Origin of the sequence: Microbacterium wangyouchuni (genome assembly GCF_051546305.1) — a bacterium.
GTDB lineage: Bacteria > Actinomycetota > Actinomycetes > Actinomycetales > Microbacteriaceae > Microbacterium.
The window spans coordinates 130887-153736 of record NZ_JBPTMA010000004.1 but is presented as its reverse complement, the minus strand read 5'-3'; the positions used below and the strand labels follow the sequence as shown (position 1 = coordinate 153736).

Here is a 22850-nt window from a genome sequence, read left to right as displayed (position 1 = left end):
AGGGGGGTCTAAGCGGCCTCCCTCGGCATTAGCGTTACCCGTCGGGGCTCTGCACCGCCAAGGAGGGGTCTAGGAGCCTCTGTGCGGCCCTCTGTGGGCTTTGTGCTGTAGGTGTCTTAGAACGACTTTCCAGGCGCTTAAACGGGCGTCTGTGGATACAACGAATTGAGGTTCAATATGGCTAGTCCAAGGAGCATGGTCCGCGCGATCGAGTTGCATGAGGATGACGCGGGTAAGCGTCTGCGTGCGTTGCGTCTGATTGTCGCGGCACGGCTGGATGAGACGGATTCCGCGAGAGAAACCGGCACTCTGGCGCGTTGTTTGCTCGACATTGAGGCCGCTCTCCGGTCACTGCAGGGTGGTGCCGCCGAAAGCCCCGTTGACGATCTTCTGCAGGCTCGCACGAAGCGAGGTGCACGATGACTCTGGTAGGTAATCAGACCCCGACGTTCGAGGTTGTTCCTGAGGTTGACGACTACTCGACGGCCGAGGATGCCATCGCCCTAGCGAAGCTCGCCGGCATTGTGCTGTTGCCGTGGCAGGAGGAGCAGGTGCGCCGCATCCTCGGGCTGACTGTGGCCGGCGAATGGGCTGCGGTCCGTCATGCGTGCGCCGTCCCGAGACAGTCGGGCAAGGGTGTTGTTATCGAGGCTGTTGTGCTCGCCAAGACTGTCCTGTTGGGCGAGAAGGTGTTGTGGACGGCGCACCATTCGCAGACGATGATCGAGGCTTTCCACCGGTTCAAAGCGCTCCTCGAGTCGAATCCTGGTATCAGCACGAAGGTTGCCAAGGTGCACCAGGCGACCGGTCGGGAGACGATCGAGTTCGTGAATGGGGCGAGGGTCCGTTATTCGGCACGTTCGAAGTCGGCAACGCGCGGCCTCGGCTTCACGACGATCATCGTCGATGAGGCGCAGGAGTTCACCATGCTTGCTGCTGGTGCCATGTTGCCGGTCATGTCTGGGCAACGGGATCTCCGCACGCAGCTACTCATGTTCGGTACGCCGCCGTATGACGCACGCGGTGAGATGTTCAATGACACGAGGGCCGCGGCATACTCTGGTGGCGACGATCGCTTGTCGTGGTCGGAGTGGTCTTGTGAGCCGGATGATCGACCGGATGACCCGAAGGTTTGGGCTCGAACGAATCCGAGCTTGGGTGCGATCGTCATGGAAGATAAGATCCGCGACGAGTGGAATGCGTTGCAGGGTCGGCCTGACGTGTTCCGTCGTGAGCGTCTGGGCGAGTGGGGCAAGTCTGGCGATAAGGCGTTGGCACTGTCGGAGGCCGAGTGGGTACAGGGTTACGTGTCCGTGTTCCCGAAGCGTCTCGAGACGGCCCGTGTGATCGGTATCGATTGCACGTACAACGCGGAGATGACGACGCTGATTGAGGCGGTGTTGCATCGTGACGGGCAGGCCAGTTTGGTTGTTCTGGATGCCGCACCGGGCCTCGCATGGGTTGCCGACGCGTTGGCGAAGATCAAGAGGTCGTCCCCGCGTGTCATTGCCACGTTTGATCCGATCCGTACAGGTGATCTGACGGCGGATCTGCGACACGTTGGCATCCGTGACGGTGGGGATAAGCGGCGTGTTGTCCCGGTGACGTCCCGTGATCTGACGTTGGCGTGTGACGGGCTGGTGCGCACGGTGCGTGAGGGCAAGCTGCTGCACGCCGATCCGCGGTTGGATGCGGCTGCTGCTGGTGCTACCCGTTCAACGTTCGACGACGGCAAGGGTTGGAAGCTGGTCGGCATCAACGGGGCCGACGTGTCACCTTTGATCGCCGGCGCTTTGGCGTTGCGGGTGCTGCGAGATCAGCGCGTATCGAAGCCGGGTAATGGTTCGCGGGGCTTGATCCTTAAATGAAATTGGCGGGGCTGGTGGTCTTCGGACTGCTGGCCCCGCCTTTTTGCGTTAACGCACAGGAGCGCGTCTAACCGCCGTGTATCCCAGGCGTGCCATCCACCCCCGCGGGCCGTTCTGTCGCCGCATAAGGCTCTACATGGCCGCACAGTGGGCATTCGAGCCCTGTTGCGCCGTCGCGCAGGAGGATGCCATCATCTGGGCAGGTGATCGGGTCTGGTAGTCCGTCCATCTGAGAATGCTAGCGCCGGGTGACTTCCGCTATTGCACGCATATTGCACGCGCTCCCCCGGATACGCAAAAACCCCCGTGATTCCGGGGGTTATAGAGTGCGCGATACTGGGATCGAACCAGTGACCTCTTCCGTGTCAGGGAAGCGCGCTACCGCTGCGCCAATCGCGCCTATACAGGCTATTCAGTTGTGCCGTGAGGTGGCGACGGGATTCGAACCCGTGTAAACGGCTTTGCAGGCCGGTGCCTAGCCGCTCGGCCACGCCACCGTGAGGTGGATTCCCACATGTATATTTCTCCGAGGAGATTTGTACATTCGAGCGGATGACGAGATTCGAACTCGCGACCCTCACCTTGGCAAGGTGATGCGCTACCACTGCGCTACATCCGCGTTGTGTTCCGGCTGACCGGGCACTTGTAAAACAATAGCCGAGGATTCGCGAGGTGTAAAACTCGACACGGATCTCGCGCGTGTCTCGCGTTCTGGTCAGATCCGCTCCTCTGGTTCCGGTAGTATCGATTTTCGACCACACAGGTTATGGGCGATTGGCGCAGTTGGTAGCGCGCTTCCTTCACACGGAAGAGGTCATCGGTTCGAGTCCGGTATCGCCCACCACATAAGAAACCTCGTCAGGGCCGAAACTCTGGCTACTGGCAAGCAATTGTCTGTGTACGCGCGCACGATACCCGCATGTCTTCGCGCACGCGGTCAGGGCTCGTAACCCAGCGCCGCGGCATTGACCTGCGGGTCAAAGGCCGCCTCCTTGTTCGACGCGGGGACGGGGAGCATTGGGACCGTCTGTCACCCTCGCCGGAGTCCGGAACCCCTTGAGCACGAGCCACAAGCCAAGTCCGATCTCCCAGGCCGCGATCGGGAGTGCCGCAAGACCAGCGAAGAGCGAGACTTGGTCGAAAACTCCGAACACTGTTCCGAGAAAAGATGCGGTGAGTAGCCCAGCGCCAATAAACCCGATAACCGGCAGAAGGCGCGGCACGAGGCGCGACCGATAGAGCACACTGCCGAGCAGAAGGGCGTTGGCTGCAGGGATAAGACCCGGCCCCAGGAGGAACGACCAGTCGTGAACGGAGACGAGCGCGGCATCCACGATGCCCAGCGCGCTCGAATCTGGCGTAATTCGATGGATTGTGATGAGTGAAAGCATCCCGATTATGCCGATGAGGATGATCACGCCCTCGGTAATGCGCGCGGCGACGAAGCCCAGCGACGCCGCTTCACCGTACCGACGGATGACCGGGTAGAGCACGACCGCCGTGCCAATGCAGGCTACGACGAGCACGATCTCGAGCAGCACCGACCACAGCATCGCAATTTCACCGCCAGCGGCGGCAAGGACGCCTGGATCGGTGAGCGTGGGTTCCTTCAGCGCGAGCGCAGGAATTGAGACGACGACCGTGAGCAGATACAGGGTGCCGGCAGTCAGGGCAACGCGCCGTGAGTTAGACATGGGTTCCTCTCGAATCGCGGCGAGTGTACGGCGTACACCTCGCTCGCGAATGAGCATAGGTGTACCCTGTACACCATGTCAATGCAGCGCGAAGCGGTTACCCGAGATCGCACGCTTCGCGAAGCGGTGACCCTCGCCGATGCTGAGGGCATCGATGCCGTGACCATGCGCGGCCTCGCCGCCCGATTCGGCGTCGTACCGATGGCCCTGTACAAGCATGTCTCGAGCAAGGAAGACCTACTCAGCGGCATGATCGATGTGCTCATAGCCGAGTACGAAACGCCCACACCAGGCGGCGGCTGGAAGCAGGAGGTACGCCGCCGCATACTTTCCGCGCGCACAGTCTTGCTACGCCACCCGTGGGCCAGACGCGTCTTCGAGACCCGAACCAAGCGGACGCACGCGGTACTCGCCTACATGGACTCGCTCTCCGGCAGTTTCATACGCGGCGGCTTCTCACCCAACCTCACCCACCACGTCATGCACGCACTCGGCCACCGCATCTGGGGTTTCAGCCCCGAAGCCTTCGAAGACCCGAATGCGTTCCCCCTACCCGACGACCCGGAAGAGCGCGCGGCACTCGTGCAGCACGTTGGCCGCGCCTACCCGAACATCCTCGCGATTGCTCTCGCCACCTCAGGCGGCGATCTCGACGGCCCGGGGTGCGACGAAGACTTCGAGTTTGAGTTCGCCCTCGACTTACTCCTCGACGCCTTCGAGCGTCTCCACGAGACAGGTATCACGTTCCCCGGCTGACCTGCAGATTTCACTGCTACGGTGACAAGCGTCGGCATCTTGCCGACATCAGGGAAGACTTCTTGTCGACCAACGGGCCGCAGTCAGCCATTTCGTTCTCCGTCGCCTCCTCTGGATGAGCCCAAGGAGACCCGATTTTCGTGTACCCGTTTAGCCATTCCGTCGATACACAAGCAGATCGCACGTCAGGTGCCGTCCCAACACTTCCGGTCGGTTCGTCCGCGATCGTTTACTGCGAGGGTCAATTCGGCGAGCAGGACGGTAAGACGGCCAACGGTCTCGTCCGCCACTCCGAGAAGTACGAGATCCTCAGTGTGATCGATAGTCGCCATGCGGGAGCAGATTCCGGCGCCTACCTCGATGGCACAGCCAACGGAATCCCGATCCTGTCCAGCCTTCCGGAGGCCATGGCACACGCCGGTCGCACTCCGGACTACCTGATCTGCGGAGTCGCACCCGCCAACGGGCTCCTCTCCCCCGCCCAGCGCGTGGTGCTCTTGGATGGCATCGCCCACGGCATGCACATCATCAACGGACTTCACGAGTTCCTCAACGACGATGCTGAGTTCGTCGCGGCTGCGCTCGTGTCCGGCGTCACCATCACTGACGTGCGCCGCCCGAAGGACAAGAAGGACCTGCACCTGTTCTCCGGGCGCATCTTCGACGTCACCTGCCCACGGATCGCCATCCTCGGCACCGATGGCGCCATCGGAAAACGCACGACAGCGACCCTGCTCGTCAAGGCACTTCAGGACCACGGCATCCGCGCGGTCATGGTCGGCACCGGTCAGACCACGATCATCCAGGGCGGCCGTTACGGTGTCGCACTCGACGCTCTCGTCCCGCAGTTCTGCTCCGGGGAGGTCGAGAACCAGGTCGTCCGCGCCTTCGAGGGCGAAGATCCCGACATCATCATCGTGGAGGGCCAGGGCGCCCTCAGCCACCCCGCCTACCTGACCTCAGCGCACATCCTGCGTGGTAGCCGCCCTGCAGGGGTGATCGTTCAGCATGCGCCGGGCCGGCAGGTGCTCGGCGACTTCCCGATGATGCCCATGCCCGATATCGCCAGCGAAGTCGCCCTCATCGAAGCGTTCGCTGACACCCGGGTGATCGGCGTAACCGTCAACCACGAGAATCTCACCGACGCCCAGATCACCGCGGCGATCGATGAGATCGAACTGGACCTCGCAGTGCCGGCAACCGACCCGCTGACTCGGCCGCTGAGTCTCCTGGTCGACATGGTGCTGCAAGCCTTCCCTGAGCTTTCCCGGGCGCTCCCCATTCAGCGCGTGTGAGGCACGTGGGGATCGCTCAACGGCCGTGGGCCCAGCCGTAACGCGCGATCAGCGCCGCCGCCACTCTGTCGTACCTTCTTCGATCGAGAACGGCGGCTTCACGCCGCATTCCGTCCTCGTGCACGCTGTACAGCTGCTCGATATCGACCCAGGACTCACGACCCTGCGAGTCCCAGCCTCCGCTTCCGATCGACAGATAGTCACGATCGCGCTCGTGCGCCTTGCTCGTCATCCGCACGGCGTAGACGCGATCAGGTGAGACTCGGCCGATCACGAGAACCGGACGGTCCTTTCCACGCCCGTCGTTCTCCTCATACGGCACCCAGGTCCAGATCACCTCGCCAGCATCCGGTGCGCCGTCGCGCTTCGGAGAATAATCGACTCGCAGGTGCGGGGCGCTCTCCGGATCGATCCGGATCGTCTCCGTACCGTGTTCGCGCCCATACTCGGACCGCGACGACGGCGGCGTCGGGCTTGCGGTCGATCCACGGCTCTGTCCCGATCCTCGCTTCGAGGACCGGGACAGAACGGATGCCAGTGACTTGAGGGCCAGATCCGCAATCTGACCGAGAAAGCTGCGGGAAGAACTCACCCAGCCACCCTATCGATCACCCGTAGATCGTCACCTGGCGTCGACGAGCGCGTAGCCCTCCTCACCGTGCACGACCGAGTCGACCCCGGCGATCTCGTCTTCATTCGTGATTCGGAAACCGATCGTCTTCTGGATCACCGTTCCGATGATGAACGCCACGACGAAGGAGTAGATCAATACGCCCAGCGCCGCGATCACCTGCACAGCCAGCAGCCGGCCATCACCACCCACGAACAGTCCCTGCTCAGTGGCGAACAGCCCCAGGTACACGGTGCCGAGCAGGCCGCCGACCAGGTGGATGCCAACCACGTCCAAGGAGTCGTCGAACCCGAAGCGGAACTTCATTTCCACTGCCAGCGCACAGGCGATTCCCGACAGCGCTCCCAGCAGCAGCGACCACCCCGGAGTCAGATTCGCGCACGCCGGGGTGATGGCGACCAGACCCGCAACAGCGCCGGATGCCGCGCCCACAGACGTGGCCTTGCCGTCTTTGATCCGTTCGATGAGAATCCAACCAAGAATTGCCGCGGCAGTAGCCCCCATGGTGTTCAGGCCGATGAGGCCGACTCCACCCATGTCTTCAGCGGTCCACTCGGCGCCGGCGTTGAAACCGAACCAGCCGAACCACAGCAGTGCTGCCCCCAGCAGTGTGAGCGGCACGTTGTGGGGCTTGAGGATGCCCTTTTGAAAACCGATCCGTTTGCCGAGAACGAGCGCCAGAGCCAGAGCTGCCGCGCCGGCATTGATGTGCACGGCGGTTCCACCGGCGTAGTCGATGACCTCGATACCGCTGTCCGCGCCGAAGAGCGTTGCGCCGAGCTCCATCACCCAGCCGCCGCCCCATACCCACGCTGCGATGGGAAAGTATCCGACCGTGGCAAAGATGCCGGCGAAGATCAGCCAGCTTCCGAACTTCGCACGGTCGGCGATGGCGCCGGATATCAGTGCCACCGTGATGATCGCGAATGTGGCGCCGTAGGCAACGCTGAGCAGCGCGACGTTTGATCCTTCGCCTGCCGACAGCGACGCCAGACCGAAGTCGGCGAACGGGTTACCGGCGAACTGGCCCGGGCTGTCGACGGCACTCATCGAATAGCCGAACAGAATCCACAGGACTGCGACGAGCCCGATCGAGCCGAAGCTCATCATCATCATGCTGACGACGCTCTTCGCTTTGACGAGACCGCCATAGAAGAACGCGACCCCTGGGGTCATCAGCAGAACCAGTGCCGTGGCGGTTATCCCCCACGAGATATTGCCGGGAGCATCCATTGGGAAACCTCACATCCGAAGTAATTGAGACTTCAGTGTGACGAGACCCCGTTTCCGCAAGATACGTCGAGTGTTTCTCCGCGGTTACAGCTGAGATGCCCGTGTAACCATCGCGTTACACGGAGCTGACTTCACGCGCAGAATGCGTCAGCGCGTTGAGTCGAGAAATCGCACGGAGATACTTCTTGCGATATCCGCCGCCGAGCATCTCCTCGGAGAACACCTGATCCAGACTCAGGCCTGTGGCAACCACCGGAATCTGGGCGTCGTAGACCCGGTCGATGAACGCCACGAAACGCAACGCCTCAGACTGATCGGTCAGCACGCGCACATCTCGGATGCCGACAACGGAGAGGTCATCGATCAAGCGGATGTAGCGCGAGGGATGCACCTTGGCGAGGTGGCGGATGACGTCGTCAAAAAGATCATCGGATGCTACGCCTGCAGCCGCTTCGGCAGTGATCCGCTGCTCGTAGTCCTGCACCGTGAATGTCACAGCGTTCCCGTCCAGCGCGCGCTGGCGGAAATCGACGCCGTCGATGCGGATCGTCTCGAAGCTGCTGGACATCGCATGAATCTCGCGGAGAAAGTCCTGTGCGGCGAAGCGTCCTTCTCCCAGCGCATTGGGCGGCGTGTTCGAGGTCGCCGCCAGCCGGGTGCCGGTGGGCACCAGTTCACCCAGCAGCCGGGTCATCACCATCGTGTCGCCGGGATCGTCGAGTTCGAACTCGTCGATGCAGATCAGGTCGGCGCCGCGCAGCAGGTCGACCGTGTTCTTGTAACCCAACGCACCGACCAGAGCGGTGTATTCGATGAACGAGCCGAAGTACTTTCTGCGTGCAGGAAGCGCATGGTAGATCGATGCCAGCAGATGGGTCTTGCCGACACCGAAGCCGCCGTCCAGGTACACGCCCGGTTTTAGTTGCGGTTCCTTCTTCGCGCGGCTGAAGAGCCCGCCGCGTTTGACCGGCGCACCACGCCCGGCAAATCGTTCCAGTAGAGCCTTGGCTTCGGCCTGAGACGGATATGCGGCATCCGATCGGTAGCTCTCGAAAGTCGCGTTGTCGAACTGCGGAGGCGGTACCAGGCTTGCCAGCATCTCCGGGCCGCTGACCTGTGGCTGGCGGTCGGTGAGGTGCACGGCGTGCGGAACGGAAGTGGCGGGCATGGGTTTCCTGTGTCGAAGTCTGACAGAACGCGTCCAGAGCAGACTAAAGCGATCTATCGTCGAAGGGGACGGCTCAACACTACGCCGTCATCACGTGAACCCTGCCCTGCATATCCATCGAGGAGCGCCCTGTGACCATCGAGTTCGATTCTTCATCCGCGAAGTTCGCCGAGTACTCCGAACCTGGCCGACTCGTCAGCACCGAGTGGCTGGCCGCGAATCTGGGTACCCCCGGCCTCGTCGTCGTGGAGTCCGACGAAGACGTGCTGCTGTATGAGACCGGTCATATCCCGGGCGCCGTGAAAGTTGACTGGCACACCGAGTTGAACGACCCTGTCGTGCGTGACTACGTCGACGGTGAAGGCTTTGCGCAGCTGCTCAGCCGCAAGGGGATCTCACGCGATGACACGATCGTGATCTACGGCGACAAGAACAACTGGTGGGCGGCGTACGCGCTCTGGGTCTTCTCGCTGTTCGGGCACGAAGATGTACGACTACTCGATGGGGGACGCGACAAGTGGATCGCCGAGGGCCGCGAACTCACCACGGACAAGACAGCGCGTCCCACGACCGACTACCCGGTCATCGAACGCGACGACTCGGCGCTGCGCGCTTACAAGGATGAGGTCGTCGCGTTCATCGGCAACGGCCCCCTCATCGACGTACGCTCGCCCGAGGAGTACAGCGGTGAGCGCACGACCATGCCCGCATACCCCGAGGAGGGCGCACTTCGCGCCGGCCACATCCCGACGGCGCAGAGCGTGCCCTGGGCTCGCGCTGTCGCCGAGGACGGCGGGTTCAAGACACGTGCCGAGCTCGACGCCATCTATCTCGATGGCGCAGGCCTCCAGGTCGGCGATGATGTGATCGCGTACTGCCGCATCGGAGAGCGCTCCAGCCACAGCTGGTTCGTGTTGAACCACCTGCTTGGCTTCACAAACGTGCGCAACTACGACGGCTCGTGGACAGAATGGGGCAGCGCCGTGCGCGTGCCGATCGTGACCGGAAGCGAGCCCGGGTCCCTCTGAACGTGGCAGAATCACAGGGATGACTGACACTCCGGCCCCTGACACTCTCGCCGAGATTCGCGGCGAATTCCTCGAGCTCGCAGAGTCCGAGCGCCTCGAGCTGCTGCTCGAGTTCGCGAACGAGCTTCCCGATGTCCCCGCAGCTCTGCGGGAGCATCCGGAGATGTACGAGCGCGTCGCCGAGTGCCAGTCCCCTGTGTTCATCAACGTCGAGATCGTCGACGACATCGTGACGATGCATGCGACCGCGCCGCCCGAGGCGCCGACGACTCGCGGATTCGCCAGCATCCTGGCTCAGGGCATCACCGGACTGACCGCCGACGCAGTCCTTGCGATCCCCAACGACTACCCGCAGACGATCGGTCTGACCAGGGCGGTGTCCCCCCTGCGCATCGGCGGAATGACCGGGATGCTGATGCGCGTGAAGCGGCAGGTCACTGAGAAGCGGTGAAGTGGTTCGCGCTCATCCACTCGGTGATCGCAGTCGTCCAGCTGATCTGATCGTAATTCCACAGCTTGGTGTGTCGTGCGACGGCGAACGGCGGCATTGTGACGATGTCCGGGCGGGCTTCAGCCAGAGCGCGTGATGCATCGATCGGGACGAAACCGTCGTCCTCGCTGTGCAGCACCAGAATCGGCACATTCAGTTCATCCGCTCGAGCGACCATATCGAGCCGATCGAAGGCGATCGGCTCGTCCGCACCGCTGAGGCGCGCGGTCACCGGCGAAGACAGGGCGTTCATCGCCAACGTCGGCAGCGGATCGCGATAGCCAGACTCGCGTGCTTGAAATCGCAGCACCGTGCGCCAGTCGACAACTGGTGACTCCAGCACAACACCGACAATCTGCTCACGGTGCGCAGATGACATGAGTGTCTGCAATGCGATCGCGCCGCCCATCGACCATCCCACCAGGATGATCCGCTGGGCGCCGTGACGCAGCGCATAACCGATCGCCGCATCCACATCACGCCATTCGGATGCTCCGAGCGAATAAGCGCCACCGCGACTGCGCGGCGCCTCACCGTCATTTCGATACGAGACGACAAGATTCGGCAATCCCATCGAGTGAAACACCGGCACCGCGCGCAGGCACTCCGCCCGCGTCACACCGCGCCCGTGAATCTGGACGACCCAGGTGTCCGATTGGGCGGGGAACAGCCAGGCCGGGCAGGGCCCCGCGGGTGTCCCGATGAGCACCGACTCCCACGGCAGATGCAACTCTCCTGGCGTCGAGTAATACCAGCCGCTGAACGCGGCAGCACGATCGATGCGTGCGCCGGTATCGACCTGCGTCAGCAGTTTTCTGCGCACGCGTTTCGTGTCAGAGCTGAGCACGGCGCCGAGCTTCACATATCCGGTGGTCCCGGTCGTGAACAGACCGTACCGGCCCGGGAGCTCCGTGTCTGCGGTGCGGCTCAGTTCGATCGTCTGCGCGCCGGTATCAACGGCGAGGATCTCGACATCTGCGGCGCGAGCAGCCGGCGTCACGACCTTTCGAGCGATCGCGAACACGAAAAACAGCACTGCAGCACCGAGGGCGACAATCGCGGGTACCACCAGTGCAACGGCGTGCCTGAGACTCTTCATCGCTTCCTGACTCTAGCCTGTTGCCGTGACCGCACATCCCGATGACGGAGCGCAATTCGAACGTGCCGCAGCTGAGCTGCGCGACACGGTGTTCCGCGATGACATCGTGGTGCGGGAGATTCCTTCCCCGCAGGGGCTTGCGCCATACTCAATCGCGCTCGCTGCAGACGTACGCCCCGATGACACCGGCGACTCGCTCTACGGCACCGGACGCTTCATCCTGTTGTACGACCCCGACGAGCCGAATGCCTGGGATGGTGCCTGGCGTGTGATCACGTTCGCACAGGCTCCGCTCGAACCCGAGATCGGCACTGACCCGCTGCTGGCCGATGTCACGTGGTCGTGGCTGGTCGATGCCCTGGAATCGCACAGCGCTGATTACCATTCCGCGTCCGGAACGTCGACGAAGACCCTGTCGAAGGGGTTCGGCGGTCTGGCTGCGGAAGGCGACGGAGCGCAGATCGAACTACGCTCGTCTTGGACGCCGGAGGAACCATTCCGGCCGCACGTAGAGGCATGGGCCGAACTGGTCGGCATGCTCGCCGGGCTTCCTCCCGGTTCTGAGAACATCGCCGTGTTCGGCGCACGAAAGGCAGGTCGTGACTGAGTACTCCGTCATCGACGATCCGATCGAATTCGAGGCGGCATGCGCGCTGCTCTCCGACGGCACCGGCCCCGTTGCCGTCGATGTCGAGCGAGCCTCCGGATTCCGCTATTCGCAACGCGCCTATCTCGTTCAGGTGTTTCGGCGCGATGCCGGCGTGTTCCTGTTCGACCCGCCAGCAGTCGGTGACTTCAGCGCACTGCAGCAGGCGATCGGCGACATCGAATGGGTCTTCCACGCCGCCAGCCAAGATCTCCCCTCGCTGCGCGAGCTCGCCTTGGAACCGGCGACCATCTTCGACACCGAGTTGGCTGCTCGCCTGCTCGGACACGATCATGTCGGCCTCGCCGCCGTTGTCGAGGACACCCTCGGAATCACGCTGAAGAAGGAGCATTCCGCCGCAGACTGGTCGACGAGACCGCTGCCGGACAGCTGGCTCGACTACGCAGCTCTCGATGTTCTTCATCTGGTCGATGTCCGCGACGCGATCGCAGCCGAACTCGACGAGCAGCAGAAGACCGAGTTCGCCCGCCAAGAGTTCGCGGCAACCCTCGCGCAGCCGCCTCGTCCGCCACGAGAGGACCCATGGCGCCGTCTGAGCGGCTTGCACCAGGTCAAGGGTGCACGCGGCCTTGCCATCGCCCGCTCCCTGTGGGAGTCCCGCGAGGAGTACGCCCAACAACAGGACACCGCCCCGGGCCGCCTCGTACCGGATCGTTCCTTGGTCGCGGCTGTCCTGGCGAACCCGCAGAGCAAACAGGCGCTCGCGAGTGTGCAGAACTTCACCGGACGGGCCAGCCGCTCACAGCTGGACCGGTGGTGGCAGGCGATCGTGCGCGGGCGTGAGACCGAACTGCTTCCGCGGTTGCGAGTGAGTACCGATGCGCTTCCGCCGGCACGGGCGTGGGTTGATCGCAACCCCGAAGCCGATAGCCGGCTGAAGCACGCGCGGCCCGCTGTAGAGGCACTCGCCGAGGAACTCGCGATGCCCACCGAGAATCTTCTCAAGCCCGACACGCTGCGGCGTCTAGCCTGGACACCGCCAGAGCCGACCGCAGAAGCCGTCGCTGATTCGCTGGCGAAGCTCGGTGCCCGGCCCTGGCAGATTGATCAGACTGCACAGAAGATTGCGGATGCCTTTGTAGAAGCTACGCAATTGCCAGAACCGGCCGTCGCCCCTGAGTCGTAGGTTCAACCCAACCGATTCCCGCGGGCCCCTGCTGGCTCCTAGGCTGAGATGAAACCCAACCTTGGAGGCAGAGTGGCCGAGATCTCGGACGTCTTCTTCGTCGATGGCATGCGCACCCCGTTCGGGCGCGCTGGCGAAAAAGGCATGTACTGGAACACCCGCGCAGACGACCTCGCCGTGAAGGCGACGATCGGGCTCATGGAGCGCAACGCCGACGTTCCGGCAGACCGCATCGACGATGTGGCCATCGCCGCGACATCACAGACCGGCGACCAGGGGCTCACGCTCGGTCGCTCCGTGGCAATTCTTGCGGGTCTGCCCAACACCGTGCCTGGCCTTGCCGTTGAGCGCATGTGCGCCGGCGCCATGACCAGTGTCACGACCATGGCCGGCTCGATCGGCATCGGCATGTACGACTTCGCGATCGCCGGCGGCGTCGAGCACATGGGGCACCACCCCATCGGCGCCAATGCCGACCCGAACCCGCGTTTCGTCGCGGAGAAGATGGTCGACCCGGGCGCACTGAACATGGGCGTGACCGCGGAGCGCATCTTCGATCGCTTCCCGCACCTGACCAAGGAGCGCTCTGACCGGTTCGGGATGCTGAGCCAGCACAAGGTGCAGGCCGCATATGACGCCGGGAAGATCCAGCCGGATCTCGTACCGGTTGCTATCAAGGGCGCCGACGGCGCTTGGGGGTTGGCCAGCGAGGACGAGGGCCGTCGCCCGCAGACCACGATGGATGATCTCGCGGCTCTCAAGACTCCTTTCCGACCGCATGGTCGAGTGACCGCCGGCACCTCTTCGCCGCTGACCGATGGAGCGACGATGTCGCTACTGGCCGGTGGCGGCGCAGTGAAGGAATTCGGTCTGAAGCCGAAGATGAAGATGGTGTCGTTCGCATTCGCCGGCGTGCAGCCGGAGATCATGGGCATCGGCCCGATCCCCTCGACGGAGAAGGCGTTGAAGAAGGCCGGACTCACGATCGCCGACATCGGTCTGTTCGAACTGAACGAAGCATTTGCCATCCAGGTCATCTCGCTGCTCGATCACTTCGGCATCGCGGATGACGACCCCCGTGTGAACCAGTGGGGCGGGGCTATCGCGCTCGGTCACCCCCTCGCAGCATCCGGTGTGCGACTGATGATCCAACTCGCCGCGCAGTTCGCCGAACGTCCGGACGTGCGTTACGGTCTCACCGCCATGTGCGTCGGCCTGGGCCAGGGCGGCAGCGTCATCTGGGAGAACCCGTACTACGACGGCAAGAAGCGAAAGTGAGTACGAACATGACCGACTACGACAAGATCGATTTCTCTCCCATTCTCGCCCTCGCCGGCGACGAGGTCATCACGCATTCGCCGGTCAGCGACATTCGCCTCGCCTCTGGCAAGGTGATGGCGTTGATCACCCTCGACAACGGCCGCGATCACACCAGGCCGAATACGCTCGGACCAGCAACCCTCACCGAACTGGGTGAAACACTCGCCGGGCTCAAAGCGCGCGCAGCGGCTGGCGAGATCCATGCTGTCGGCATCACCGGCAAGCAGTACATCCTCGCTGCTGGTGCAGATCTCTCGGATATCTCGAAGGTCACATCCACCGATGACGCGCGCTTGATCGCGCAGCTCGGCCACAAGGTCATCGGCTCGCTCAGCGAACTCGGTGTTCCCTCGTTCGCCTTCGTCAACGGGCTCGCGCTGGGTGGTGGGCTCGAGATCGCGCTGAACTCGACGTACCGCACGGTGGATGCTTCGGCCGCGGCGGTCGCGCTGCCAGAGGTATTCCTCGGCATCATTCCCGGTTGGGGCGGTGCCTACCTGCTTCCGAACCTCATCGGCATCGAGAACGCCCTTGAGGTCGTGATCTCGAATCCGCTCAAGCAGAACCGGATGCTCAAGCCGCAGCAGGCATTCGACCTCGGGATTATGGATGCCATCTTCCCGGCCGCTAACTACCTCGAGAACTCGCTCGCCTGGGCGGATGAGGTACTCAGCGGCAAGAAGGTGGAGCGCAAGAATGAGCCGGGAAAGCTCGAGCGCCTGACGAAGTGGCCAATTGCCATCAAGATGGCACGCGGGATGCTGGAATCGAAGATCGGCACGATGCCGCGCTCGCCCTATGTCGCGCTCGACCTGCTCGACAAGGCGAAGAGCGGTACCAAAGCCGAAGGCTTCGCGCGCGAAGATGAGGCGCTTGCCGATCTCGTCTCCGGCGACCAGTTCGCGGCATCCATGTATGCGTTCGATCTCGTGCAGAAGCGTGCGAAACGTCCGGTTGGAGCGCCGGACAAGGCTCTCGCCAAGAAGGTTACGAAGGTCGGCATCATCGGCGCTGGTCTCATGGCCAGCCAGTTCGCGCTGCTTTTCGTGCGCAGGCTGCAGGTGCCGGTGCTGATCACGGACATCGACCAGGCACGTGTCGACAAGGGCCTGGCGTACATCAATGAGGAAATCGGCAAACTTGAGGCCAAGGGCCGGCTCGACTCCGACAGTGCGAACAAGCTGCGCGGTCTGATTCATGGCACAGTCGACAAGAGCGAGTATGCGGACTGCGACTTCGTCATCGAGGCGGTGTTCGAAGAGGTCGGCGTGAAGCAGCAGGTGTTCGGCGACATCGAGAAGATCATCGCCGATGACGCGATCCTGGCGACGAACACTTCGTCGCTGTCGGTCGAGGAGATCGGAGCCAAACTCGCCCACCCGGAGCGGTTGGTTGGATTCCACTTCTTCAACCCGGTCGCGGTCATGCCGCTCATCGAGATCGTGAAGACGCCGGGCACCGATGAGCAGACGCTGGCGACAGCCTTCGTCGTGGCGAAGGGACTCGGCAAGAGCGCAGTGCTCACCGCCGATGCTCCGGGCTTCGTCGTGAACCGGCTCCTGGCGAAGGTCATGGGCGAGGCGGCACGGGCAGTCTACGAGGGAACACCGATCGCCGACGTCGAGAAGGCCTTCGGACCGCTCGGTCTTCCCATGGGCCCATTCCAACTCATCGACCTCGTCGGTTGGAAGGTCGCAGCCCACGTGCAGGACACGATGGTCCGGCACTTCCCCGATCGGTTCTACGCCAACGACAACTTCCACGCTCTGGCAGAGCTTGACAAGGTCGTGGAGAAGGACAAGGGCGGGCGTGTCACCGGCTGGACCAAGGCGGCGGAGAAGGCACTCAAGGGCGCTGTGGGTTCGGCCCCGGCATCGGCCGAGACGATCCTCACCCGCGTGCAGGACGGCCTCGCGCAGGAGATCAAACTTATGCTCGATGAGGGCGTCGTGCCCGAGGTCGAGGACATCGACCTCTGCCTGATCCTGGGCGCCGGTTGGCCCTTCATCGATGGCGGTGCTTCGCCGTACCTGGACCGAGAGGGCGCATCGGAGCGGGTGTTCGGCGGCACCTTCCATAACCCGCCGATCCGCGGGATCGGGAGCTGAGCTAGTACTCGTCAGCAGGAAAGAGGGGGCGCATCTTCGGATGCGCCCCCTCTTTCCTGCTATGTTTTGAACATGTTCGAAAAGGACGAGGGCCCCGTCAAAAAGAGCGAACGCACCCGGGTGAAGATCCGGGATGCTGCAATCACTTCGTTCATCAAGAACGGCTACGCCGACACGACGATGCGCGCGATTGCTGAGGCAGCAGGCGTCTCTGTCGGCAACGCGTACTACTACTTCCCGTCCAAAACCCATCTGGTGCAGGAGCTCTACGTCCGCGTCCAGCGAGAACATGCCGCTCTCGCGCTTCCTCAGCTCGAAGGGGTTCCTGGGCTCGTCGACCGCCTGCGGATCGTGTTCGAGACGGGCCTGAGCGCAGTACTCCCCTACCAGCACGTCGCGCCGGGATTCCTGACTGCGATGATCCCTCCGGACTCTCCGCTCAACCCGCTTGCCGATGAGTCCGGGCCCGCGCGCGCGATGACGCTGAATCTGTTTCGGTCGGCTGTCTCCGGCGCGCAGCATCGACTCCCGGAAGAGATCGCAGGGCGGATGCCGCAGGCCCTGTTCGTTGCCTATCTTGCGCTCGTACTGCGGTGGACGTACGACAGCACCCCTGGGCAGCGCAGCACGAGGCGTCTGCTCGATAGCGGGCTGCGGACTCTGGCGCTCGCGCTTCCGTTCGCCAGAGTCCCAGGAATCCGCAAGGCGACGAGCGAGCTGCTGACCCTGATCGGCGAGGTGCGAACATGACCGAAGTCTCCCCACGGACCGTTGAAGAGCCGATGGCGTTCACTGACGGGGAGTTTCGTCAGGGCGCGTTCGCCGCATGGATCTCGTTCATGCTTCTGCTCGTCTCGATGCTCATCGTGACGGCGGTGCTGAACTCCGGCCTCCCGTGGGGCCCGCCTCTGGCGATGATCACGCTGTACTTGATGTTCGGGGTCCCGGTCGGTGGCGCGGTATCAGCCGTCGTCACGCTCATCGCGGCGCCCATCCTGCGACTGATTGCGCGACGTCTGGCACGAAGCCCACGAATCATCGTGCACGTCGCCGTGTACACGGCCTTCGGTGTGCTGCTGGGCTTTGTCGTCCTCAGCGCAGGTGTGCTCATCACCCGCGGTAGCTTCGCCTACGTCTTCTCGACGTGGTTCCCCGCGATGGTGGCCACAATGTGCGCCCTCAGTGTTGTGTCAGGCTGGGCCTGGACAGCAAGGCGTCACAAGCGCGTCCCCCGTCACCGTGCGCCCGCTGCACGCCACGACGCAGCTGTCTAGGACTCAGCGCCGTTCGTGCAGCGGAAGATCGATCGCGCCGGTCTCGCCGGCGTTTCGCGCCATGGGGATACGCGTTCCCAAGACTTGCGCGACGATATCCTGAGCGATCTTCGAAGCCGTGAGACCGGCGTCGGCGAGGATCTCCTCGCGTGACGCGTGGTCGAGGAACTCATCAGGCAGCCCCAGCTCGTCAACAGCGGTGTCAATACCCGCTTCACGCAGAACCTGGCGGACCCTGGTGCCGATGCCGCCGACACGGATGCCGTCCTCCAGGGTGATCACCAGCCGGTGCTGGGCTGCGAGTTCGATCACCGAGGGCTGCACGGGGATAGCCCAGCGCGGATCGATCACCGTCGCACCAATCCCCTGCGCTCGCAGCCGCGCGGAAACATCCATGGCTAGCGCAGCGAATGGCCCGATGCCGACAAGCAGCACGTCCTCGCCCTCACCACGGCTGAGCACATCGACGCCGTCGGTGAGCCGCTCCAACGCAGGCAATTCGGGCACCAAAGTCCCCTTGGGGAATCGAATGACCGTCGGGGCATCGTTGACGGCGACAGCCTCTTCCAACGCTTCACGCAGCCGCACAGCGTCTCTGGGGGCAGCAATCCGGATGTGTGGCACGATCTGCAGCATTGCGAGGTCCCACATGCCGTGATGGCTCGGGCCGTCCGGTCCCGTGATTCCGGCGCGATCGAGCACGAAGGTCACTCCGGCCCGGTGCAGGCCGACATCCATGAGCACCTGATCGAACGCGCGCCCCATGAAGGTCGCGTACATAGCGACTACCGGATGCAGGCCGCCATAGGCGAGGCCCGCTGCCGCTGTCACCGCGTGCTGCTCAGCGATCCCCACGTCATACACACGGTCGGGAAAGCGCTCGGCGAATGCGGCAAGGCCGGTCGGACGCAACATCGCGGCGGTCATCGCGATCACTTGCGGATCGCGTTCACCGACTTTGACGAGGGCATCGGAGAAGACATCCGTCCAGCCCTGACCACTCGAGGAGAGTGTCTCCCCCGTCGCCGGATCGATGCGCCCAACGGCGTGGAACTGATCTGCTTCGTCGTCACGCGCCGGCTGATAGCCCCGGCCCTTCTCCGTGATGACGTGCACGATCACCGGCGCGCCGTAAGACTTCGCCTGCTCCATGGTCTCGATCAGCGCGGGAAGGTCGTGCCCGTCGACGGGTCCGAGGTACTTAATGTCGAGGTTCGAATACAGGGCCGCGTTGTTGGTGAACCGTGAAAGAAAGCCATGCGTGCCACCGCGAACGCCGCGGAAGAGCGCACGTCCAACAGGGCCGAAGGCGCGGAACAATCGATCTGATTTGCGGTGCAGATTGCGGTAAGTGGCCGCCGTGCGCACGCGGTTGAGATATCGGGACATACCGCCGATGGTCGGCGCATAGGATCGGCCGTTGTCGTTGACGACGATGACGAGGTTGCGGTCGTTATCGTCGGAGATGTTGTTGAGCGCTTCCCAGGTCATACCGCCGGTGAGTGCGCCGTCGCCGACGATCGCCACCACATGGCGATCTGCACGACCTGTGGCTGTCAGCGCCCGTGAGATGCCATCCGCCCAGCTGAGTGAACTGGAAGCGTGAGAGGACTCGACCACATCATGCGCGCTCTCGCTGCGCTGCGGGTAACCGGCCAAGCCGCCGCGAACACGCAGATTCGAGAAGTCTTGGCGGCCGGTGAGAATCTTGTGCACGTAGGACTGATGCCCGGTATCGAAGACGAAGGGGTCATCCGGTGAAGAAAAGACCCGATGCAGCGCGATCGTCAGTTCCACCACGCCGAGGTTCGGCCCGAGATGGCCGCCGGTGCGCGAAACGTTGTCGACCAGGAATGTGCGAATCTCTGCGGCCAGATCATCGAGCTGATCGAGAGACAATCCATCTAGATCCCGGGGTCCTGAGATGCTCGGAAGAATGGGCATCTGCACCTCCTCATCGACTCCGCGCGACGCTCCTGAGCGAGCGAACACTCCAACGGGAATCTTACCGCGCTCGGCAGAGAATCTTCGGTGAACAGGCACCCCCACGTTCCTGCCGAGTACGCGAAAGGGGCCCAGATCATACGATCCGAGCCCCTTCGACAAACGCTGATCAGACCAGCGAACGCAGCACGTACTGCAGAATTCCACCGTTGCGGTAGTAGTCCGCCTCACCGGGGGTGTCGATGCGAACGACCGCGTCGAATTCCACCGGCTGCTTACCCTCAGGCGAGTGCTCGCTCGGCGTAGCCGTGACCCGCACCGTCTTCGGCGTGGTGCCGTTGTTGAGCTCTTCCAGGCCCGTGATCGAGACGATCTCGGTGCCGTCGAGACCCAGCGATTCCCAGCTCTCGCCAGCGGGGAACTGCAACGGGACGACGCCCATGCCGATCAGGTTCGAGCGGTGAATGCGCTCGAAGCTCTCGGTGATGACGGCTTTGACGCCCAGCAGACTGGTGCCCTTCGCAGCCCAGTCGCGCGACGATCCCGAACCGTATTCCTTGCCACCGAAGATCACCAGCGGGGTGCCGGCGTCCTGGTAGTTCTGGCTGGCGTCGTAGATGAACGACTGCGGTGCGTCAGCCTGGGTGAAGTCGCGAGTGAAGCCACCCTCGATCTCGTTGCCGTCGTTGACGGCACGAACCAGCTGGTTCTTCAGGCGGATGTTCGCGAACGTGCCGCGGATCATCACTTCGTGGTTGCCACGGCGTGAACCGAAGGAGTTGAAGTCCTTCTGCCGGACTCCGTGCTCCTCGAGGTACTTCGCAGCCGGGGTGCCGATCTTGATGTTTCCGGCCGGGCTGATGTGGTCAGTCGTGACCGAGTCACCCAGGGTTGCCATGACACGCGCACCGGTAATGTCTGACACGGGGGTCAGCTCCATCGTCATGCCCTCGAAGTATGGAGGACGACGCACGTAGGTCGACTTGTCGTCCCACTCGAAGATGGGGCCGGTCGGGGTGGGCAGGCTCGTCCAGCGCTCGTCACCGTCGAAGACCGTGGCGTACTGCTTGATGAACTGCTCACGCGAGATCGATGAGTCGATGACTTCCTGGATCTCTGCCGGGGTCGGCCAGATGTCCTTGAGGAAGACGTCGTTGCCCTCGGTGTCTGTGCCGAGTGCGTCGTTCTCGAAGTCGAAGTGCATCGATCCCGCCAGTGCGTAGGCGACTACCAGCGGCGGCGAAGCCAGGTAGTTCATCTTCACATCGGGGCTGATGCGACCCTCGAAGTTGCGGTTACCGGAGAGCACTGCGGTGACGGCGAGGTCGTGATCGTTGATCGCGGCCGAAACCTCTTCGATGAGCGGACCAGAGTTACCGATGCAGATGGTGCAGCCGTAGCCGACTGTGTAGAACCCGAGGCCTTCCAGGTCCTTATCGAGGCCGGACTTCTCGTAGTAGTCGGTGACGACCTTCGACCCCGGGCCGAGCGTGGTCTTGACCCACGGCTTCTGCTTCAGTCCCTTCTCGCGCGCCTTACGGGCGAGAAGTCCTGCGGCCATCATGACCGACGGGTTCGAGGTGTTGGTGCACGAGGTGATCGCGGCCAGGGTGACAGCACCGTGGTCGAGAATGTAGCTCTCGCCATCAGGCGTGGTCACCGGAACAGGCTTGGACGAGCCGTTGACGCCGCTGGAGATGTGCACCGGACGCGTGTCGTGGTCTTCCTCACCGGGCACGGGGCCCGGGTCGGAGGCCGGGAAGGAGTGCTTCGATTCCAGGTCGACCAGCGAGTCCGATGTGCTCGGCTGCGCGTAGTCGACGATGTCCTTCTCGAACTGCGACTTCGCCTCCGACAGCAGGATCCGGTCCTGCGGACGCTTGGGACCTGCGATCGACGGCACTACGGTGCTGAGGTCGAGCTCCATGTACTCGCTGAAGGAGGGCTCCTTCGAGGCGTCGTGCCACAGGCCCTGCTCCTTGGCGTAGGCCTCGACGAGAGCGATCGCCTGCTCGTCGCGACCGGTGAGACGCAGGTAGTCGGTGGTGACAGCATCGATCGGGAACATCGCCGCGGTCGAACCGAACTCCGGGCTCATGTTTCCAATGGTGGCGCGGTTGGCGAGCGGCACGGAAGCCACACCGGCACCGTAGAACTCGACGAACTTGCCGACCACGCCGTGCTTGCGCAGCATGTCAGTGATCGTCAGCACCACGTCGGTCGCGGTGACGCCGGCGGGAATCTCACCGGTGAGCTTGAAGCCCACGACACGAGGGATCAGCATCGACACGGGCTGGCCGAGCATCGCGGCCTCGGCCTCAATGCCACCGACGCCCCAACCGAGCACACCCAGGCCGTTGACCATGGTGGTGTGCGAGTCGGTTCCGACACAGGTGTCGGGGTAAGCCTGGAGCACGCCGCCGTTGGTGCGGTCATAGATGACCTTGGCGAGGTGTTCGATGTTCACCTGGTGCACGATTCCGGTTCCCGGGGGGACGACCTTGAAGTCGTTGAACGCGGTCTGACCCCAACGCAGGAACTGGTAACGCTCACCATTGCGCTCGTATTCGATCTCGACGTTGCGCTCAAGAGCATTCTCGGAGCCGAACAGGTCGGCGATCACCGAGTGGTCGATCACCATTTCAGCAGGCGACAAGGGGTTGATCTTGTTCGGGTCGCCACCGAGAGCGGTGACGGCCTCGCGCATGGTCGCAAGATCGACGATGCAGGGCACGCCGGTGAAGTCCTGCATGACCACGCGGGCCGGCGAGAACTGGATCTCAGTGTTGGGCTCGGCCGCGGCATCCCACGATCCCAGAGCCTCGATCTGAGCCTTCGTGACATTCGCGCCGTCCTCGGTGCGAAGCAGGTTCTCGAGGAGTACCTTCAGGCTGAACGGGAGCTTGTCAAAGCCCGGAACCGTGTCAACGCGGAAGATCTCATAGTCGGTACTGCCGACCGTCAGGGTGCTTTTAGCACCGAAGCTGTTAACCGTGGACACGAATCCGTCTCCTTCTCATCTGTGGGAGCGACAGGCGATTCAATCTTGCTCGCCTGGGGAGCTGGCTGCCAGCAAGGCACACCTAACAGTGTCCTCTGGATTGGCACCCAGCGAAAGTCTTAAATTTATCTTGACGTCAAGATAAATC

Annotated in this window: 19 protein-coding genes and 4 tRNA genes; 13 read left to right on the top strand and 10 right to left on the bottom strand. The window is 63.1% G+C overall.

Annotated features, from left to right (window positions below):
- The first annotated feature begins 195 nt into the window (after positions 1–195).
- Together ACSS7Z_RS09895 and ACSS7Z_RS09890 are read left to right on the top strand one after the other, a co-directional pair.
- Positions 196–423 carry a hypothetical protein gene (locus ACSS7Z_RS09895; RefSeq protein WP_438254472.1) on the top strand — a complete coding sequence of 76 codons (228 nt, stop codon included), beginning with the start codon at positions 196–198 and terminating at the stop codon, positions 421–423.
- Complete coding sequence (locus ACSS7Z_RS09890; RefSeq protein WP_438254471.1) at positions 420–1868, top strand: terminase large subunit domain-containing protein; 1449 nt, start codon at positions 420–422, stop codon at positions 1866–1868. The genes ACSS7Z_RS09895 and ACSS7Z_RS09890 overlap by 4 nt, the downstream gene beginning before the upstream one ends.
- Before the next feature lie 327 nt (positions 1869–2195).
- Here ACSS7Z_RS09890 and ACSS7Z_RS09885 read toward each other — a convergent pair.
- The 3 genes from ACSS7Z_RS09885 to ACSS7Z_RS09875 form a co-directional block, all read right to left on the bottom strand.
- Positions 2196–2267: transfer RNA gene (locus ACSS7Z_RS09885), tRNA-Val, on the bottom strand.
- Positions 2268–2294: 27 nt separating this feature from the next.
- A tRNA-Cys gene (locus ACSS7Z_RS09880) sits at positions 2295–2365 on the bottom strand.
- Positions 2366–2415: 50 nt separating this feature from the next.
- Positions 2416–2487: transfer RNA gene (locus ACSS7Z_RS09875), tRNA-Gly, on the bottom strand.
- A 149-nt stretch (positions 2488–2636) separates the two neighbouring features.
- Here ACSS7Z_RS09875 and ACSS7Z_RS09870 point away from each other — a divergent pair.
- Positions 2637–2712: transfer RNA gene (locus ACSS7Z_RS09870), tRNA-Val, on the top strand.
- A 133-nt stretch (positions 2713–2845) separates the two neighbouring features.
- Here ACSS7Z_RS09870 and ACSS7Z_RS09865 read toward each other — a convergent pair.
- A complete protein-coding gene (locus ACSS7Z_RS09865) occupies positions 2846–3562 on the bottom strand; it encodes a DUF4386 domain-containing protein (protein WP_438254469.1) in 717 nt (238 codons plus the stop codon).
- A gap of 75 nt (positions 3563–3637) precedes the next feature.
- On the opposite strand from ACSS7Z_RS09865, the gene ACSS7Z_RS09860 reads away from it, so the two are divergent.
- Together ACSS7Z_RS09860 and ACSS7Z_RS09855 are read left to right on the top strand one after the other, a co-directional pair.
- Complete coding sequence (locus ACSS7Z_RS09860) at positions 3638–4318, top strand: TetR/AcrR family transcriptional regulator (protein ID WP_438254467.1); 681 nt, start codon at positions 3638–3640, stop codon at positions 4316–4318.
- A gap of 140 nt (positions 4319–4458) precedes the next feature.
- Positions 4459–5613, top strand: coding sequence for an N-acetyltransferase DgcN family protein (locus ACSS7Z_RS09855; protein WP_438254466.1), 1155 nt, complete (start codon positions 4459–4461; stop codon positions 5611–5613).
- A gap of 16 nt (positions 5614–5629) precedes the next feature.
- Here ACSS7Z_RS09855 and ACSS7Z_RS09850 read toward each other — a convergent pair whose 3' ends face one another.
- The 3 genes from ACSS7Z_RS09850 to zapE form a co-directional block, all read right to left on the bottom strand.
- Positions 5630–6205 carry a type II toxin-antitoxin system PemK/MazF family toxin gene (locus tag ACSS7Z_RS09850; protein ID WP_438254465.1) on the bottom strand — a complete coding sequence of 192 codons (576 nt, stop codon included), beginning with the start codon at positions 6203–6205 and terminating at the stop codon, positions 5630–5632.
- A 30-nt stretch (positions 6206–6235) separates the two neighbouring features.
- The gene (locus ACSS7Z_RS09845) at positions 6236–7477 is read right to left on the bottom strand and encodes an ammonium transporter (protein WP_438254463.1); all 1242 of its coding nucleotides are present in this window, start codon (positions 7475–7477) and stop codon (positions 6236–6238) included.
- Between the two features lie 115 nt (positions 7478–7592).
- On the bottom strand, positions 7593–8645 hold the full coding sequence (gene zapE, locus ACSS7Z_RS09840) for a cell division protein ZapE (RefSeq protein WP_438254461.1): 1053 nt from the start codon (positions 8643–8645) through the stop codon (positions 7593–7595).
- A 131-nt stretch (positions 8646–8776) separates the two neighbouring features.
- Here zapE and ACSS7Z_RS09835 point away from each other — a divergent pair, with 131 nt between their 5' ends.
- Both ACSS7Z_RS09835 and ACSS7Z_RS09830 read left to right on the top strand, forming a co-directional pair.
- Positions 8777–9673 (top strand): sulfurtransferase, encoded by an 897-nt coding sequence (locus tag ACSS7Z_RS09835; RefSeq protein ID WP_438254459.1) that lies wholly within the window; start codon positions 8777–8779, stop codon positions 9671–9673.
- A gap of 19 nt (positions 9674–9692) precedes the next feature.
- The gene (locus ACSS7Z_RS09830) at positions 9693–10124 is read left to right on the top strand and encodes a SufE family protein (protein WP_438254457.1); all 432 of its coding nucleotides are present in this window, start codon (positions 9693–9695) and stop codon (positions 10122–10124) included.
- On the opposite strand, the gene ACSS7Z_RS09825 is transcribed toward ACSS7Z_RS09830, so the two are convergent.
- Positions 10108–11262: an alpha/beta hydrolase family protein gene (locus tag ACSS7Z_RS09825; RefSeq protein ID WP_438254456.1), complete on the bottom strand. Its 1155-nt coding sequence runs from the start codon at positions 11260–11262 to the stop codon at positions 10108–10110. The two genes, ACSS7Z_RS09830 and ACSS7Z_RS09825, sit on opposite strands and share 17 nt — an antisense overlap.
- 25 nt (positions 11263–11287) lie before the next feature.
- Between ACSS7Z_RS09825 and ACSS7Z_RS09820 the strand changes: the two genes are divergently transcribed.
- The 6 genes from ACSS7Z_RS09820 to ACSS7Z_RS09795 all read left to right on the top strand — a co-directional run bounded on the left by ACSS7Z_RS09820 (position 11288) and on the right by ACSS7Z_RS09795 (position 17757).
- Positions 11288–11869, top strand: coding sequence for a DUF3000 domain-containing protein (locus tag ACSS7Z_RS09820; RefSeq protein ID WP_438254455.1), 582 nt, complete (start codon positions 11288–11290; stop codon positions 11867–11869).
- Positions 11862–13055: a ribonuclease D gene (locus ACSS7Z_RS09815; RefSeq protein ID WP_438254454.1), complete on the top strand. Its 1194-nt coding sequence runs from the start codon at positions 11862–11864 to the stop codon at positions 13053–13055. Before ACSS7Z_RS09820 ends, ACSS7Z_RS09815 begins: the two co-directional genes overlap by 8 nt.
- 72 nt (positions 13056–13127) lie before the next feature.
- The gene (locus ACSS7Z_RS09810) at positions 13128–14333 is read left to right on the top strand and encodes a thiolase family protein (RefSeq protein WP_438254453.1); all 1206 of its coding nucleotides are present in this window, start codon (positions 13128–13130) and stop codon (positions 14331–14333) included.
- A gap of 8 nt (positions 14334–14341) precedes the next feature.
- Positions 14342–16483, top strand: a complete 2142-nt coding sequence (locus ACSS7Z_RS09805; protein WP_438254851.1) for a 3-hydroxyacyl-CoA dehydrogenase NAD-binding domain-containing protein — start codon at positions 14342–14344, stop codon at positions 16481–16483.
- 72 nt (positions 16484–16555) lie between these two features.
- Entirely contained in the window at positions 16556–17233 is a 678-nt protein-coding gene (locus ACSS7Z_RS09800; protein WP_438254452.1) for a TetR/AcrR family transcriptional regulator, read from the top strand.
- Positions 17230–17757 (top strand): hypothetical protein, encoded by a 528-nt coding sequence (locus ACSS7Z_RS09795; protein ID WP_438254451.1) that lies wholly within the window; start codon positions 17230–17232, stop codon positions 17755–17757. The genes ACSS7Z_RS09800 and ACSS7Z_RS09795 overlap by 4 nt, the downstream gene beginning before the upstream one ends.
- Before the next feature lie 3 nt (positions 17758–17760).
- Here ACSS7Z_RS09795 and dxs read toward each other — a convergent pair whose 3' ends face one another.
- The gene (dxs, locus tag ACSS7Z_RS09790; protein ID WP_438254450.1) at positions 17761–19701 is read right to left on the bottom strand and encodes a 1-deoxy-D-xylulose-5-phosphate synthase; all 1941 of its coding nucleotides are present in this window, start codon (positions 19699–19701) and stop codon (positions 17761–17763) included.
- A gap of 169 nt (positions 19702–19870) precedes the next feature.
- Positions 19871–22702 carry an aconitate hydratase gene (locus tag ACSS7Z_RS09785; protein WP_438254448.1) on the bottom strand — a complete coding sequence of 944 codons (2832 nt, stop codon included), beginning with the start codon at positions 22700–22702 and terminating at the stop codon, positions 19871–19873.
- Positions 22703–22850 lie beyond the last annotated feature (148 nt).

Coding starts and splice junctions, on each gene's coding strand:
- ACSS7Z_RS09895 (WP_438254472.1), top strand. CDS start 196: ATGGTCCGCGCGATCGAGTTGCATGAGGATGACGCGGGTAAGCGTCTG.
- ACSS7Z_RS09890 (WP_438254471.1), top strand. CDS start 420: ATGACTCTGGTAGGTAATCAGACCCCGACGTTCGAGGTTGTTCCTGAG.
- ACSS7Z_RS09865 (WP_438254469.1), bottom strand. CDS start 3,562: ATGTCTAACTCACGGCGCGTTGCCCTGACTGCCGGCACCCTGTATCTG.
- ACSS7Z_RS09860 (WP_438254467.1), top strand. CDS start 3,638: ATGTCAATGCAGCGCGAAGCGGTTACCCGAGATCGCACGCTTCGCGAA.
- ACSS7Z_RS09845 (WP_438254463.1), bottom strand. CDS start 7,477: ATGGATGCTCCCGGCAATATCTCGTGGGGGATAACCGCCACGGCACTG.
- zapE (WP_438254461.1), bottom strand. CDS start 8,645: ATGCCCGCCACTTCCGTTCCGCACGCCGTGCACCTCACCGACCGCCAG.
- ACSS7Z_RS09830 (WP_438254457.1), top strand. CDS start 9,693: ATGACTGACACTCCGGCCCCTGACACTCTCGCCGAGATTCGCGGCGAA.
- ACSS7Z_RS09825 (WP_438254456.1), bottom strand. CDS start 11,262: ATGAAGAGTCTCAGGCACGCCGTTGCACTGGTGGTACCCGCGATTGTC.
- ACSS7Z_RS09805 (WP_438254851.1), top strand. CDS start 14,342: ATGACCGACTACGACAAGATCGATTTCTCTCCCATTCTCGCCCTCGCC.
- ACSS7Z_RS09800 (WP_438254452.1), top strand. CDS start 16,556: ATGTTCGAAAAGGACGAGGGCCCCGTCAAAAAGAGCGAACGCACCCGG.
- ACSS7Z_RS09795 (WP_438254451.1), top strand. CDS start 17,230: ATGACCGAAGTCTCCCCACGGACCGTTGAAGAGCCGATGGCGTTCACT.
- dxs (WP_438254450.1), bottom strand. CDS start 19,701: ATGCCCATTCTTCCGAGCATCTCAGGACCCCGGGATCTAGATGGATTG.